This window comes from Amycolatopsis sp. ATCC 39116 (assembly GCF_000231075.2).
In the GTDB taxonomy this organism is placed as follows: Bacteria; Actinomycetota; Actinomycetes; order Mycobacteriales; family Pseudonocardiaceae; genus Amycolatopsis_E; species Amycolatopsis_E tucumanensis.
On record NZ_AFWY03000054.1, the window covers coordinates 1 to 14,269 of the forward strand.

Annotated in this window: 14 protein-coding genes; 6 read left to right on the forward strand and 8 right to left on the reverse strand. The window is 72.6% G+C overall.

Going from position 1 to position 14,269, the window contains the following annotated elements; genetic code table 11:
- Positions 1-111 precede the first annotated feature (111 nt).
- The 5 genes from AMY39116_RS0334565 to AMY39116_RS0334585 all read right to left on the reverse strand — a co-directional run bounded on the left by AMY39116_RS0334565 (position 112) and on the right by AMY39116_RS0334585 (position 5,119).
- Complete coding sequence (locus AMY39116_RS0334565) at positions 112-909, reverse strand: crotonase/enoyl-CoA hydratase family protein (protein WP_193354407.1); 798 nt, start codon at positions 907-909, stop codon at positions 112-114.
- A 58-nt stretch (positions 910-967) separates the two neighbouring features.
- Complete coding sequence (locus AMY39116_RS0334570; RefSeq protein WP_020422167.1) at positions 968-2,779, reverse strand: glycerophosphodiester phosphodiesterase family protein; 1,812 nt, start codon at positions 2,777-2,779, stop codon at positions 968-970.
- 63 nt (positions 2,780-2,842) lie between these two features.
- Positions 2,843-3,865, reverse strand: a complete 1,023-nt coding sequence (locus AMY39116_RS0334575; RefSeq protein ID WP_020422168.1) for a LacI family DNA-binding transcriptional regulator — start codon at positions 3,863-3,865, stop codon at positions 2,843-2,845.
- Between the two features lie 16 nt (positions 3,866-3,881).
- Positions 3,882-4,217: a hypothetical protein gene (locus tag AMY39116_RS0334580; protein ID WP_235716273.1), complete on the reverse strand. Its 336-nt coding sequence runs from the start codon at positions 4,215-4,217 to the stop codon at positions 3,882-3,884.
- The gene (locus AMY39116_RS0334585) at positions 4,214-5,119 is read right to left on the reverse strand and encodes a DUF6772 family protein (protein WP_017981535.1); all 906 of its coding nucleotides are present in this window, start codon (positions 5,117-5,119) and stop codon (positions 4,214-4,216) included. Before AMY39116_RS0334585 ends, AMY39116_RS0334580 begins: the two co-directional genes overlap by 4 nt.
- A 110-nt stretch (positions 5,120-5,229) precedes the next feature.
- On the opposite strand from AMY39116_RS0334585, the gene AMY39116_RS0334590 reads away from it, so the two are divergent.
- The 5 genes from AMY39116_RS0334590 (at position 5,230) to AMY39116_RS0334610 (ending at position 10,807) form a co-directional block, all read left to right on the forward strand.
- Positions 5,230-6,537: an MFS transporter gene (locus AMY39116_RS0334590; RefSeq protein WP_020422170.1), complete on the forward strand. Its 1,308-nt coding sequence runs from the start codon at positions 5,230-5,232 to the stop codon at positions 6,535-6,537.
- 88 nt (positions 6,538-6,625) lie between these two features.
- Complete coding sequence (locus AMY39116_RS0334595) at positions 6,626-7,540, forward strand: helix-turn-helix domain-containing protein (protein WP_027936482.1); 915 nt, start codon at positions 6,626-6,628, stop codon at positions 7,538-7,540.
- A 9-nt stretch (positions 7,541-7,549) separates the two neighbouring features.
- Positions 7,550-7,858, forward strand: coding sequence for an AAA family ATPase (locus tag AMY39116_RS47690; protein ID WP_020422172.1), 309 nt, complete (start codon positions 7,550-7,552; stop codon positions 7,856-7,858).
- A 344-nt stretch (positions 7,859-8,202) separates the two neighbouring features.
- Positions 8,203-9,657 carry a phenylacetaldehyde dehydrogenase StyD gene (styD, locus tag AMY39116_RS0334605; RefSeq protein WP_020422173.1) on the forward strand — a complete coding sequence of 485 codons (1,455 nt, stop codon included), beginning with the start codon at positions 8,203-8,205 and terminating at the stop codon, positions 9,655-9,657.
- A 25-nt stretch (positions 9,658-9,682) separates the two neighbouring features.
- Positions 9,683-10,807 (forward strand): NDMA-dependent alcohol dehydrogenase, encoded by a 1,125-nt coding sequence (locus tag AMY39116_RS0334610; RefSeq protein ID WP_020422174.1) that lies wholly within the window; start codon positions 9,683-9,685, stop codon positions 10,805-10,807.
- 47 nt (positions 10,808-10,854) lie between these two features.
- Here AMY39116_RS0334610 and AMY39116_RS0334615 read toward each other — a convergent pair whose 3' ends face one another.
- Positions 10,855-13,011 carry a glycoside hydrolase family 3 C-terminal domain-containing protein gene (locus tag AMY39116_RS0334615; protein ID WP_020422175.1) on the reverse strand — a complete coding sequence of 719 codons (2,157 nt, stop codon included), beginning with the start codon at positions 13,009-13,011 and terminating at the stop codon, positions 10,855-10,857.
- Between the two features lie 52 nt (positions 13,012-13,063).
- Between AMY39116_RS0334615 and AMY39116_RS0334620 the strand changes: the two genes are divergently transcribed.
- Positions 13,064-13,672, forward strand: coding sequence for a TetR/AcrR family transcriptional regulator (locus tag AMY39116_RS0334620; RefSeq protein WP_020422176.1), 609 nt, complete (start codon positions 13,064-13,066; stop codon positions 13,670-13,672).
- On the opposite strand, the gene AMY39116_RS0334625 is transcribed toward AMY39116_RS0334620, so the two are convergent.
- Positions 13,673-13,984, reverse strand: a complete 312-nt coding sequence (locus AMY39116_RS0334625; RefSeq protein WP_020422177.1) for a hypothetical protein — start codon at positions 13,982-13,984, stop codon at positions 13,673-13,675.
- 51 nt (positions 13,985-14,035) lie between these two features.
- Positions 14,036-14,227: a tautomerase family protein gene (locus AMY39116_RS0334630; protein ID WP_020422178.1), complete on the reverse strand. Its 192-nt coding sequence runs from the start codon at positions 14,225-14,227 to the stop codon at positions 14,036-14,038.
- Between the last annotated feature and the right edge of the window lie 42 nt (positions 14,228-14,269).

Genomic DNA, 14,269 nt, shown 5'->3' on the forward strand with positions numbered 1-14,269 from the left:
TCGTGCGGGCACGGGCGTGGGGCCTGGGTGCGTGGGTGTGGGTCCTGTGGGCCTGAGCGTGGAGCCCGGGCGTGAGCGTGGAACTCGCGCGCCGGGCGTGGGACTCGCGGTTCAGGCCGGGTCGGTGAAGCGTGGCGCCCGCTTCTCGAACGACGCGGTCACCGCCTCGACCTGGTTCGGGCTGCCGATCAGCGCGGTGATCCCCCGCTGCTCCGCCGCGAACCCGGCCTCGTGGTCACGCGGCAGGTCCAGCAGGCGCTTCGCCGCGCGGACCGCGTCCGGGCTGCGCCCGGCGATCGACCGGGCCAGCTCCAGCGCCTCCGCCCGCGGGTCGTCGGCCACGCGCGTCGCCAGGCCGAGCGAGACCGCCTCGGCGCCGCTGACGATCCGGCCCGTGAAGGTCAGCTCCTTCGCCACGTCCCGGCCGACCAGCTCGGGCAGCACCTGCGTGCCGGTCATGTCCGGGATCAGCCCCCACTTGATCTCCAGCACCGACAGCTTCGCGTCCGGCGCGACGATCCGGATGTCCGCGCCCAGCGCCACCTGCAGCCCGCCGCCCAGGGCGTGCCCGGTGATCGCGGCGATCACCGGCACCGGCAGCTCGGTCCACACGTAGGCGGCGCGCTGCCCGGTCGCCTTGGCCGGGCCGTCGGCGGGCGGCAGGTCGACGTCGGCGCTGATCCGGTCGCCGGAGCGCATCGCCTGGAAGGCCGCGAAGTCCAGGCCGGCGCAGAAGTCCGGCCCTTCGCCGGAGAGCACGACCGCCCGCAACCCCGGCTCGGTCTTCAGCCGTTCGCCCGCCCGCACCAGGGCCGCGAACATCGCCGGGTCCAGCGCGTTGCGCTTGTCGGCGCGGTTGAGCCGCACGTCGGCGACGCCTTGACTGATCTCGATGCGCACGCGATCCACCGCGCCAGTCTCACCCGGACGGGGTGGCGGGGACAAGATCGCCCCGCCACCCCGGCCCTCAGCGACCCGCGATCAACGCGAGGTCCGCCAGCAGGATCCGCTCCAGCTCCGGCGCGAATCCGGCCCGGCGCACCGCGTCGGCGGCCTGGTCGAAGCGCCCGGCGTCCAGGTGGCGCAGGATCGTCGCCGTCTCCTCCGGGCGCGTCCCGGCCTCGGCGACCAGCACTCGCACGCCTGTCACGTCGACCACGACCTCGAACTTCGCCGACGCCGAAGCCGTCCCGCCCGGGCCGGTCGCGGTGGCGACCAGTTCGTGCGCGCCGGCGGCCAGCGAGCGCGGGTCCAGCGGCACCGCCGGGTCGATCCGCGTCCCGTCCAGCGTCACCGAGACCGACGAGGCGTCCCGCGCCGACACCGCGACCGGCGCCGGCACGAACCGCCGCAGCTCACCCGGCACCGAAATCGACACAGACGGCGCCGCGTGGCCCGACCGCCAGCCGGCGAGCTCGCCCGCCCGGTCGGTGATGATCGCGTCCACCCCGGCGTCGGCCAGCTTCCGCCACGTCGCGGCGTCGTTCACCGTGTAGGGCATCACGGCGATCCCGGCGGAGTTCAGCTGGGACACCGCGTCCGGACGCGTCAGCAGCGCGGCGGCGGACGGGTTGTACGTCACCACGCCGAACGCCTTCGCCGTCGCCACCGGATCGGCGTCCACCGCGCCGCGCAGCAGCCCCAGCGGGATCTCCGGCGCGACCGCCCGCGCGTCCCGCAGGACCTGCTCGTCGAAGCTCTGCACCAGCACCTGCCGCGCCATGCCGCGGCTGCGCACCTCGTCCAGGATCCGCGTGGTCTCCGCGCGGGTCTCCGGGCCCTTGATCTCCAGCAGCAGCGTCGATCCGCCGGTGCGGACCAGGTCCAGCACCTGCCCGAGCGTCGGCACCTTCTGCCCGGCGAACGCGGGCGAGAACCACGACCCCGCGTCCAGCGCGGTGACCTGAGCGGCGGTCAGCGTCGAGATGTCGCCGGTGCCCGGGGTGGTCCGGTCGACGGTGTTGTCGTGCATGACCACCGGCACGCCGTCGCGGGTGGTCTGCGCGTCGATCTCCACGTACTCGGCGCCGGCGCGGATCCCCGCCTCGACGGCGGCGAGGGTGTTCTCTGGCGCGACCGCGGAGTAGCCGCGGTGCGCGACCGTGAGCGGCAGGGCACCGTCCGGCTGGGTCACCGGCAGCGGTTCGAGTTGGGTGACCACCACGTCGTCGACGCTGATCTTCGCGCCGTCGGCGATGAACCCGAACACGCCCGACGCGCTGCGCCGCAGCTTGGTCGTGGTCAGGACGGTCTTGCCGTCGAAGCTCCAGCTCGCGCGGCTGCCGTGCACCTCGATCGCCACCCGGACGTCGCGCCCGGTGCCCGCGTCGTACGGCGCGGCGGCGGTGTCGGTGACGTTCCAGGTGTTCGCCTCGGTGCGCTGGGCGAACTCGATGCCGTTGGTCGCGGTGGAGGCCGACCGCATGACCGCCTGGCTCCACGGCACGGCCCCGCCGGGCGCGGTGTCCAGCACGATGCCGGCCCAGCGGCTGGAGTTGGTCACCGAGTCGAACCGGATGGTGGCCTCGGCGCGGAAGTCCTCCAGGTGCGTGCCGAAGGTGATCCGGGACAGCGTGCCGGGCGCGGTGTTGGTCAGCTTGCCGCCACTGACCTGCCAGGTGCCGGCGACCGGCGTCCACCCGGCGGGCAGCGCGCCGCTGTCGAAGGATTCGCGGACGACGACGTCGCCGGGCGCGGCGGCGGCGAGGGTGGGGACGAGTGCGGCGGCGAGGCCGAGCGCGAGCGCGGCCGCCGTCCACCGGTGGGGAGTGCGTCTCATGCGGCGGACGCTATGTCCGGATTGTGGCGGGAAGGTTGATCTTTCCTGGACGGACGGCGACGATCAGCGCACGACGCGCGCCGAGCCGCGCTCGACGAGTTCGGCGCTCAACCGCACGGTTTCCCGCGGCCGGTCCGGGTCCGCGACCCGCCGCAGCAACAACTCCACCCCGGCCGAGCCGACCTCGTCCGCGGGCAGCCGGATCGTGGTCAGCCCCGGCTCCAGGTAGGCGGCGAACGGGTGATCGCCGTAGCCGAGCACGCGCACGTCCTCGCCGACGGTCAGCCCGCACTCCCGGACCGCCTTGTAGACCCCGAGTGCGAAGTAGTCGTTGCCGGTGACCACCAGCTCCGGGTGGTGCTCACGGCTGATCAGCCCGGCCGCGAGCCGGTGGGCGTCGTCCGGCCGCCACGGCAGCGCCGCGTCCCGCGTCCGGTGCCCTGGCACCTTCAGCACCAGCGAATCGCCGCCGAGCGCGCGCTGGAAACCCGCGATGCGCTGGGCGACCGTGCTGATCTCCAGGTCCTCCTCGAACAGCCACGCCCGCCCCGGCCCGGCCACGCGCGACACCGCGTCCGCGACCGCCTGCTCGACGTCGATGCCGACGAAGTCGAAGCCCAGCTCCGGGATGTCGCGGCTGAGCAGCACGACCGGCAGCCCGGCCGCGGACAGCTCCGCCCACACGCCGGGCCGGTGCTGGATCGGCACCGCGAGCACCCCGTCGACGCCGAAGCGCAGCAGCTGCTGCACCGCGCGTTCCTCGTTGTCCTCGTTCTCCTCGGTGACCAGCAGCAGGACCGAGTACCCGGCGAGACGGCACTGCCGCTCCACCGCGGAGATCAGCGCGGCGTAGAACGGGTTGGACGGGTTGGTGATCACCAGCGCGAGCACCATCGTGGTACCGGAGACCAGCGACCGGGCGTGGCTGTTCGGCACGTACCCCAGCCGCCGGGCCTCGGCGACGATCATCTCCCGGGTGGCCTCGCTGACCTGGTCCTTGCCCGACAGCGCGCGCGACACCGTGTTCGCGGACAGGCCGACCCTGTCCGCGACGTCACGCAACGTGACCCGCCGAGCGCGCACCACCAGCCTGACCTCCGGATCAACCCTTGCCAACAAGATAGATGCGCAGCTTCCCGGTCGTGCCGGGACCCACGGCGCAGCGCACCCGCAGCCACTGGCCGAACCCGCTCACCGCCCAGGTGATCAGGCCCGGCGCGTCGATGCGGTGCTCGTCGTCGTCCAGCGGGCACCAGTGCAGGCCGTCGGGGGAGATCTCGGTGCGGAATACCAGCGGGCCGTCCAGGTCGAGGGCCTGCACGAAGAACCGGGCCTCGGCGGCCCACGGCAGCTCGTAGGGTTCGGTCGCGAAGTCCTCGCGCACCACGGTGTTGCGTTCCAGGACAGCCGTCGTCGTCGAGCGCATGTCGTGCCTCACCAATCCACCGAGATCAGGACCGAGTCCAGGAACAGGAAGTTGCGGACGCCGCAGTGCGTGCGGACCGAGAAGTAGAAGTTGAGCAGGTTGTCCAGCGTGCCGTAGCGGTCCGGGTACGGCGGCACGGGCACGTCCCGCATGTCCATCACGCGGTCGTTGAGCTGGAGCTCCACATTGGACCGGGTGCTGGTGTCGATGTCCCAGCGCAGGTAGTGCCAGTTGATCTTGGTGGGCACCTCGTTGACGCACATCTCCAGCGGCTCGCCGAAGGTGCGCCAGTCGTCCGGGTCCGGGGCGGTGAAGTCGGCGGCGTAGGGGAGGGCGAACTTGCCCTCCTGGTGGTCGCGCGGCGTCGGTTCCGGCACCACCGGGTACATCCAGCGGTTCGTCATCTCGCCGTCCAGGTTGGTGTTCTGGTAGCGGATGACGTTGTGGTAGCGCAGGCCGCCGTCCGAGCAGATGTCGGTGGCCACGGTGAACGCCCCGAACTGCGACTCCGACGGGTGCCGGTTGCCGTCCCACGGCACCGACGCGGGCGCCTCGTGCCCGACGGTGGCTTCGGCCTTGAACGCGAAGTGGGTCTCGATGCGGACCCGGCCGCGGCCCGCCATCGTCAGGCGGCGGATGCCGGTCGCGGTGTGGCCGGGGTAGGGGCGCGTCGCGAGCTTGAGCGCGTAGTTGCCGCTCAGCGTGCCGTGCGTGCCGACGTCGAAGAACGTGCACGAGGACAGCTGCGGCGGGCGGAAGTCGCGCATGTGGTCGTCCACGGTGTCCAGGTCGCCGCGGCCGTCGTAGTTGCCGAGCAGCTCGGTCCAGCCGTGCGTGGTGGAGTCGAACCGGTCGAAGCACAGCACGCGGGACAGCGGGTTGTACTTCGACAGGGCCGTCTCATTAACGTTCATGGAAGTCAAAGCGGTTCCTTGTCTCTTGACCGCAGGGAAAGCGAACTCGTAGCCTGTCGCCACCATGAACGTTAATGTAGACGTTCGTCAGACGCAACGAAGGGTCTGCGATGAGACTCCGGATCAGCCGGGCCACGGTGGGCTCGACCGTGGGCACGGCGCTCGAGTGGTACGACTTCTCCCTTTACGGCACGGCCGCCGCACTCGTGCTGCCGCAGGTGTTCTTCCCCTCCGGTGACCCCGTCGTCGCGACCCTGTCGTCGCTGGCCACGTTCGCCGTCGGGTTCTTCGCGCGCCCGGTCGGCGGCGTGATCATCGGCATCCTCGGCGACCGCGTCGGGCGCCGCACGATGCTGTTCGTGACCCTGATGGTGATGGCCGTGGCGTCCACGCTGATCGGCCTGCTGCCCAGCTACGCCACCGCCGGCGTGTTCGCGCCGGTGGCGCTGGTGCTGCTGCGGGTCGTGCAGGGGCTCGGCGCCGGCGGCGAGTACGCCGGGGCGATGCTGCTGTCCGCCGAGCACGCCGAAACCAGGGCGCGTGGCATCAACGCCAGCGCGCCGACGCTCGGCAACGCGGTCGGCTCGCTGGTCGCGACCGGCGTGTTCTTCCTGACCTCGGCGCTGATGTCCGATGCGGACTTCACCGGCTGGGGCTGGCGGATCCCGTTCCTGCTCAGCTGCCTGGTCGGTGTCGCGGGCGTGATCGTGCGGCTCACGGTGCCGGACAGCCCGGAGTTCGAACGCGCCAAGGAGGAGGGCCGCGCCACGCGGGCGCCGCTGCGGGCGCTGTTCGCCACTTCCGGGCGCAAGATCCTGCCCGGCATGCTGATCTCCGTCGCACCCAACGTGATCAGCTACCTGCCTTCGGTCTACGCGCTGAGCTACCTGACCAAGGAGGTCGGCACCGCGGCGTGGGTCGGCCTGCTGGGCATCGTCATCGCCAACGCGCTCAAGGTGGTCACCGTGCCGACCGCGGGCTGGCTGTGCGACCGCTTCGGGCGGCGGCCGGTGATGATGACCGGGGCGACCGCGGCGGCGCTGCTGTTCTACCCGTTCTTCTTCCTGCTGGACACCGGCACGCCGGTGGTGATCTGGGCGGCGCTGGTCCTGCTCTACACGCTGTGCAACGACCTGACGCTGGCCTCGCAGGCGACGATGATGTCCGAGCTGTTCCCGGTCGGCTACCGCTACACCGGCGTCACGTTCACCCGCGAGATCGCCGGCGCGGTGGTCGGCGGCTGCATCCCGTTCGTGGCGGCCGCGCTGACGTCCGCGTCCGGCGGGCAGACCTGGCCGATCGCGCTGGTGTGCGGGTTGTTGTGCCTGCTCTCGGTGCTGGGGGCGCGGTTCATCGCCGAGCCGGAGCACCTGCGCCGCCGCGGCGCCGCGCGGGTGACGGCCCCGGCGGGAGGGTGACGCCCGGCACCCCGCCACGTACCATGGCGCCAATCCGACCGGGCGTTCGGTTATTCGAGGCGAGGAGGCCGAGGTGGGCGCGTTCCCGATGACGTTGGACGCCGGCGCCGCGACGAGCCTGGAGTCCTGGCGCGACGTGCTGGCCAGCGCGTTCGTGCCGCTGGACGTCGTCTCGGTCGGGAACCGGTTCCACGGGCGGGTGCACGCCCGGCCGATGGCCGACCTGCAGGTCTCCGTGGTCAGCTCGACGCGCCAGGTCACGCGGCGCACCCGCGGCCTGATCCGGCGCCGGGCGGGCGACCTGTACAAGGTGGGGTTGCAGCTGCGCGGGCACGGCGTCGTCCAGCAGGACGGCCGCACCGCGCGGCTGGCGCCCGGTGATCTGACCGTGTACGACACGAACCGGCCGTACGAGCTGGTTTTCGACGACGACTTCGAGATGCTGGTGCTGCTCGTGCCGCGGCGGCGGCTGAAGCCGCGGGCGCCGCGGGTGGACGATCTGACGGCGGTGACGATCCCCGGTTCGGCCGGCAGTGGCGCGCTGACGTCGGCGTTGCTGCGCGGGCTGGACCCGCGGGTGGCGCGGCCCGGCCCGGAGGCGGGTTTCCTGTCCGACGCGGCGGTCGACATGCTGGCCGCGTGTTTCGCCGCGCAGGCCGAGCCGCCCGCGGACACGGTGGTCACGGCGGCGCAGCGGTACATCGAGGAGCACCTGTCCGACCCGGCGCTGTCCCCGTCCGAAGTGGCCGCCGCGGTGCACGTTTCGTTGCGCCAGCTGCAGAAACTGTTCGAACGCCGCGGCGCGACGATCACCGGCTGGATCCGGGACCGCAGGCTCGAGCGGTGCTGGCACGACCTGGCCGACCCGGCGTTGGCGGCCCGCCCGGTCGCGGCGATCGCGGCGTCGTGGGGCTTGGTGGATGCGGCGCAGTTCAGCCGCACCTTCCGGGCCAAGTACGGCCGCACCCCGCGCGAGCACCGGGCGCAGCTGGTGGCGGGGTAGCGCGCGCCGGTGTTCGTGCAGCGGGTCCGGCTTGCCCCGGGCGCGGATCTGGGCAGCTACCCGTTCACCCTGCCCGTGGTGGCGCACCTGGCCCGCTCCGGCGGTCTGCCGCTGGCGCCCGGGGTGACCTTCCTGGTCGGTGAGAACGGCAGCGGCAAGTCGACCCTGGTGGAGGCGCTCGCGGTAGCCGCGGGTTTCAACCCCGAGGGCGGCAGCCGGAACTTCAACTTCGCGACCCGCGCCAGCGAGTCGGCCCTGGGCGATCACCTGGGGTGTTTCGTCACGAACGCTCGCACGGGGAGTCGTTCCGGGGCCTAGTGAGGCACCGGTTCGGGCCACATGGCCTACACCTGCCGGATGAGCCGGATGAGCCGGAAGCGACGCTCTCGGCGCGCGGGTGCGCGGGTGCGCGGGTGCGCGGCGGTGCTGGCGCGGCTGGCCGAACTCACCGAGCAGCGCGGCTGCCGGTGCGCCTGACCCGCGACTTCCTCGCCGCGCCGCAGCGGTATCTGCGGCACCTGCTCGCCGAGAGCTGATCTGGTGCGCGCACGCACAAGAGCCGTGCGCGCAGACGCAAGACCGGCCACTGTGACGTGGCGCATCCTCGGGACAGACGGCCCGTCCGGGTCGTGGTCGACGCCGATCGCCGAGGAGCACCGCCCGTGACCACCACCGAGACCTTCCCCAGCCAGCTCTTCCTAGCCGGCCAGTGGCGCGACGGCACCGGGGGCACGTTCGCCGACCTCAACCCGGCCACCGAGGAGAAGCTGGTCGACGTCGCCGCCGCTTCCGCGCAGGACGTGGACGCCGCGGTCAAGGCCGCCCGCGCCCAGCTGTCCGGCGAGTGGGCCGCCCTGCCCGGCTCCCAGCGGGGCCTCATCCTCAACCGCGTCGCCGACCTGATCGATCGCGACGCCGAACTGCTCGCCCGCCTCGAAGCACTCGACATCGGCAAGCCCGTCGGCCAGCCGACCGTCCTCGACATGCCCAACGCCGCCCGCACGTTCCGGCACTTCGCCGGCTGGGCCGACAAGATCACCGGCCAGGTCATCCCGACCGACGGCTACCTCGGCCGCCCCACCCACTCCTACACGCGCCGCGAGCCGGTCGGCGTCATCGCCGCCATCATCCCGTGGAACACGCCGCTGATGATCACCGCGTGGAAGCTCGCCCCCGCGCTGGCCGCGGGCAACACCGTCGTGGTCAAGCCGCCGGAGGACGCGCCGCTGTCGATCCTGCACCTGGCCAAGCTCCTCAAGGAGGCCGGCCTGCCCGACGGCGTGGTCAGCGTGCTGCCCGGCCTAGGCGAGGTCACCGGCCAGGCGCTGATCGACCACCCGGACGTCGACAAGATCAGCTTCACCGGCAGCCCCGAGGTCGGCCGCCACGTCGGCGTCGCCGCGGCCCAGTCGTTCAAGCGCATCACCCTGGAACTGGGCGGCAAGTCGCCGCAGATCATCCTCGCCGACGCCGACCTCGAAGCGGCCATCGGCGGCACCGCGATGGGCCTGTTCTTCAACCAGGGCCAGGTCTGTGCCGCGGGCACCCGCGTGCTCGTGCACCGCTCGCTGTACTCCGACGTGGTCGACGCCCTCGCCGGCGCCGCGCGGCAGCAGGTGCTCGGCGACCCGCTCGACCCCGCCACCACGATGGGCGCGCTGGTCAACAAGAAGCAGCAGGAGCGCGTGCTCGGCTACATCGAGAAGGGCCGCGCCGAGGGCGCCCGGCTCGTCGCCGGCGGCGCCCGCCCCGAGCGGCCCGGCTACTTCGTGCAGCCGACCATCTTCGCCGACGTGGACAACGACATGACGATCGCGCGCGAGGAGATCTTCGGCCCGGTCGGCTCGGTGATCCCGTTCGACGACCCGGCCGACGCCGTCCGCATCGCCAACAACACCACCTACGGCCTCGCCGCCACCATCTGGACCCGGAACGTGACCGCCGCGCACACCCTCGCCGCGCAGGTTCGCGCCGGTGCGGTCGGCGTGAACGGCTGGGCCCCGATCGACGCCGCCCTGCCGTGGGGCGGGATGAAGTCCAGCGGCGTCGGCCGCGAGCTCGGCTGGAGCGGGATCCTCGCCAACACCGAGGAGAAGGTCGTCACCGTCGTCCTGTAAGGACGCTCGCTCGAGGAGGAGCAGCATGCCCATCACCACCAAGGTGTCCCTGGTCCGCCAGGCCCCAGGCACCTACGAAACCGCCACCGTCGAGCTGGACGACCCGCGCCAGGGCGAGGTCACCGTCAAGCTGGCCGCGTCCGGCCTGTGCCACTCCGACGACCACGTCGCCACCGGTGACGTGCCCGTCGCGGTGTACCCGTACGTCGGCGGACACGAGGGCGCCGGTGTCGTCACCGCGGTCGGCCCGAACACGCCCGGCTACGAGGTGGGCGACCACGTCGTGTTCTCGTTCCTGCCCGCGTGCGGCAAGTGCGAGTTCTGCGCGCAGGGGCTGTCCAACCTGTGCGACCTCGGCGCGTCGCTGCTCACCGGAGCGCGCGCGGACGACCCGACGAGCTTCCGGATGACCGAGAACGGCAACCCGGTCGGGCAGCAGTGCGGCATCTCTACGTTCGCCGAGTACACCACCGCGTCGGTGGACTCGGTCGTCAAGATCGGCAAGGACATCCCGCTGAAGGCGGCCGCGCTCGTCGGGTGCGGCGTGCCGACCGGGTGGGGTTCGGCGGTCAACTCGGCCGACATCAAGCCCGGCGCGGTCGTGATCGTCATGGGCATCGGCGGCATCGGCGCGAACGCCCTGCAGGGCGCGGCGCACGCCGGCGCGAAGACGATCATCGCCGTGGACCCCGTGCAGCTCAAGCGGGACAAGGCGAAGGTGTTCGGCGCGACCCACGCGTTCGCCACCATCGAGGAGGCCGCCGACCTCGCGCGCTCGCTGACCAACGGGCAGGGCGCGGACGCCACGATCGTGACGATCGGTGTCGTGCAGGGCGACCACGTCGGCCAGGCGCTGGCGTCGATCCGCAAGGCCGGGACGGTCGTGCTGACCGGTCTCGGCAACATCACCGAGGCCGGCGCGCCGATCGCGCTGGGCGATCTGACGCTCATGCAGAAGCGGCTGCAGGGCTCGCTGTTCGGCGAGTCCAACCCGCGCCGCGACATCCCGAACCTGCTGCGCATGTACCAGGCGGGCCAGCTCAAGCTCGAGGAGCTGATCACGCGCGAGTACACACTCGACGAGGTCGCCCAGGCGTATGAGGACATGCACGCGGGCCGCAACATCCGCGGTCTGGTGGTGTTCGACTGAGACGGCGGACGGCCCGGCGCTCGACGGGGGTGCCGGGCCGTCCGTGTTCAGCCGTTGACCTCGTCGATCAGCTTCGCCAATGTCGCCGCCGTCAGCGGGCTGCCCGGGAAGGCGGACATCCGGCTCAGCGGCAGGCTGCCCACCAGCGAGATCGTCGACGGGTCGGCCACCAGCCGTCCGATCCGCCCGTCGGCCGCGGCGAAGGCCTGTCCGAGCAGTTCCGCGCCGCGCGGGTCGGCGAACCATTCGGCCACTGTGGATTCCCCGGTGAGCGGCACCCGCACTTCGTCGCCGGTCACCTCGGCCACCGCGGTCGTGTGCAGGTGGCGTGAGGACGAGCCCACCGCGCAGTGGTATTCGCCGCCCTCCACGATCCACCGGTTCACGCGGGTGTCCCAGTAGGCCAGGTCCTCGCGGGCGATGCGCAACACCACTTCGGCCGTCTCGCCCGCCGCGATCGGGACGTTCGCAAACGCTTTCAGCTCGCGCGGAGCCCGCCGCACCGCCGAACCGGGCACGCTCACGTACACCTGCACCACCTCGCGGCCGTCCCGCTGCCCGGTGTTCGTCACCGGGACCCGGATCTCGATCCCCGCGTCCGTGGCGGTCGCCTCCGCGGTGCCGTACTCGAAAGTGGTGTACGACAACCCGAACCCGAACGGGTAGGCAACCTCCTGCTCGCGGGCGTCGAAGCCGCGGTAGCCGACGTGCAGGCCCTCGCCGTAGCGCACGTGCCCGTTCTCGCCGGGGAAGTCCAGGTAGGACGGGTGGTCGGCGAGCCGCACCGGGATCGTCTCGGCCAGCCGGCCCGACGGGTTGGTCCGTCCGAAGAGGACGTCGGCGAGCGCGCTGCCGCCGGCCTGCCCGAGCAGCCAGCCCTCCACGATGGCCGGCACCGCCGCCTCCCACGGGCGGGTCAGCACGACACCGCCGTTGGACAGCACCGCCACGGTGCGCGGGTTCGCCGCCGCGACCCGCTCGACCAGCTCGCGGTGCGCGGGCGGCAGGTCCAGGCTCTCCCGGTCGGCGCCCTCGGTCTCGTGCTCGCTGCCGACGAAGACCAGCGCGACCTCGCTCTCCGCGGCGAGCGCCACCGCCTCGTCGATGTCGTCGTAGCCGGGCGCGAAGCGGACCTCGGCTGATTCGGAGAGCGCGGTGAGGGCGTCGTCCAGCCGCGTCGGGGTGATGTGCGAGCTGCCGCCGCCCTGGTAGCGCGGGGTGCGGGCGAACTCGCCGATCACCGCGAGCGACTGGCCCTGGGACAGCGGCAGCAGGCCGCCGTCGTTCTTGAGCAGCACGATGGCCCGCGCGGCGATCTCGCGGGCGAGGGCGTGGTGGGCGTCCGCGTCGAACTCGGCGGGCTCCCGCTCCGCGGCGCGCTCGCCCAGCGCGCGGACCCGGTCGGCGGCCGCCCGGAGCGCGGCGGGATCGAGCCGCCCGTCCGCCACCGCCTCGGCCAGTGCCCGGTCGCCGGCGTCGTCCGGGCCGGGCATCGCCAGGTCCAGCCCCGCGGCGACGGCGGCGACCCGGTCCGCGACCGCGCCCCAGTCCGACACCACCAGGCCCTCGAACCCCCACTCCTCGCGCAGGACTTCGGTGAGCAGCCAGTGGTTCTGGCTCGCGTGGACGCCGTTGATCCGGTTGTACGAGCACATCACCGTCCACGGCCGCGCCTGCGTCACCACCCGCTGGAACGCGCGCAGGTACATCTCCCGCAGGGTGCGCTCGTCGACGTCGGCGCTGATCCGCATGCGGTCGGTTTCCTGGCTGTTGACCGCGAAGTGCTTCAGGGACGCGCCGACGCCCCGGCTCTGCAGGCCGCGCACCCACTCGGTCGCCAGCACGCCGGTCAGCAGCGGGTCCTCGGAGAAGTACTCGAAGTTGCGGCCGCCCAGCGGGGTGCGCTTGAGGTTGATGCCGGGGCCCAGCAGGACGGCGACGTCCATCGCGCGGCACTCGTCGCCCAGCGCCTCGCCCATGCGGCGCAGCAGGCCCGGGTCCCAGGTCGAGGCCGTCGCGACGGCGGGCGGGAAGCAGGTGGCCGGGCGGCCGGTGACGACGTCGTCCTCGCTCGCCTGCAGGCGCAGGCCGTGCGGGCCGTCGGTGACGGTGATCGAGGGGAGCCCGGCCGCCGGGGTGGTGTGCCAGAAGTCGTTGCCGCTGGTGAGGGCCGCCTGCTCGGCGACGGTGGGATCAGGCTGCACGGAGCGTCCTTACCTAGTACCTACTAAGTACTCGGTAGCCTAGGATGGGCGTGTGGAGGCGGTCAAGACGAGGCGGGACCGGACGCGGCTGCCCGCGGCGCAGCGGCGGCGGCAGATCCTCGACGTGGCGACGCGCCTGATCGGCGAGGGCGGGTTCTGGGCGCTGTCGATGCAGGACGTGGCCGACGCGTGCGGGCTGACGGTGCCCGGGCTGCTGCACCACGTCGGGTCGAAGGACGGGCTGCTGCTGGCCGTGCTCGACCACCGGGACGCCGAGGACTTCCGGTCGCTCGCGGAGCAGCTGGGGCTGGGCGCGGACGCGACGGGCTGGCCGCGGGACATCTCACTGGCCGAGGCGTGCGAGGCGCTGGTGCGGCGCAACGCCACGCAACCGGAGATCGTGCGGCTGTTTTCGGTGCTGCAGGCGGAATCGCTGGCGCCGGGCCACCCCGCGGCGGCCTACTTCGCGGCGCGGCAGGAGCGGGTGCTGGCGGAGTTCACGGCCATGGCGTCCGGCCGCGTGCCCGACCCGGCGTCGCTGGCGCGCCAGGTGGTGGCGGCGATGGACGGGCTGCAGATCCAGTGGCTCCGCGACCCGGCCGGCACGGACCTGGTGGCGGAGTGGCAAGCCGCGGCGGCGCGATTGTTCGCGGGGCTGTGACTAGTCCGGCAGCAGTCGGAACAGCAGGATGATCCCGAGCGTGAGCACGGCGCACGCCACCGCCAGCCACATGTAGCTCTGCATCGGCGAGTCGTACAGGGTGTGGACGTTGCAGTGGCGGTTCAGCCGGCGGCCGATCACCCGGATGAGCACCGCGCTGAGGACGAAACCCGCCACCCAGCCGATGTCGGTGACGAGCGAGTGCCCGTCGAACAGGTTCTGGACCACCGCGCCCGCGATCAGGCCCAGCAGGAGCAGCGGCCCCACCAGGCAGCCCGCGCCGGACCACCGGACCGCACCGACCGGAACCACCGGCCCACCCCCTCACCGCCGCCCGTGATTATCGATCACCGGCGGCGGGAGTCAAGCGTCCTTCTCGTCGAGGGTGACGTCGCCCGCGGCCCAGCGGCTGCCGGGCACCTCGGTGACGATCACGCGCACCGACTCCTTCGGCGCGTCCAGCGCCGCCACCGTGGCCTCGGTCAGGGCGGTGATCAGCGCGCGGATCCGCTCCGGGTCGCGGCCTTCGCGCAGGCTGACCTGGATCAACGGCATCGAAGCCTCCTCGGGTGCCGGGGTCCGGGCTCCCATCATCGC

Excerpts from the sequence above, each read along its gene's own strand:
- AMY39116_RS0334630 (WP_020422178.1), bottom strand. The coding sequence starts at position 14,227 with ATGCCGTTGATCCAGGTCAGCCTGCGCGAAGGCCGCGACCCGGAGCGG.
- AMY39116_RS0334595 (WP_027936482.1), top strand. The coding sequence starts at position 6,626 with ATGACGTTGGACGCCGGCGCCGCGACGAGCCTGGAGTCCTGGCGCGAC.
- AMY39116_RS0334585 (WP_017981535.1), bottom strand. The coding sequence starts at position 5,119 with ATGAACGTTAATGAGACGGCCCTGTCGAAGTACAACCCGCTGTCCCGC.
- AMY39116_RS0334590 (WP_020422170.1), top strand. The coding sequence starts at position 5,230 with ATGAGACTCCGGATCAGCCGGGCCACGGTGGGCTCGACCGTGGGCACG.
- AMY39116_RS0334610 (WP_020422174.1), top strand. The coding sequence starts at position 9,683 with ATGCCCATCACCACCAAGGTGTCCCTGGTCCGCCAGGCCCCAGGCACC.
- AMY39116_RS0334570 (WP_020422167.1), bottom strand. The coding sequence starts at position 2,779 with ATGAGACGCACTCCCCACCGGTGGACGGCGGCCGCGCTCGCGCTCGGC.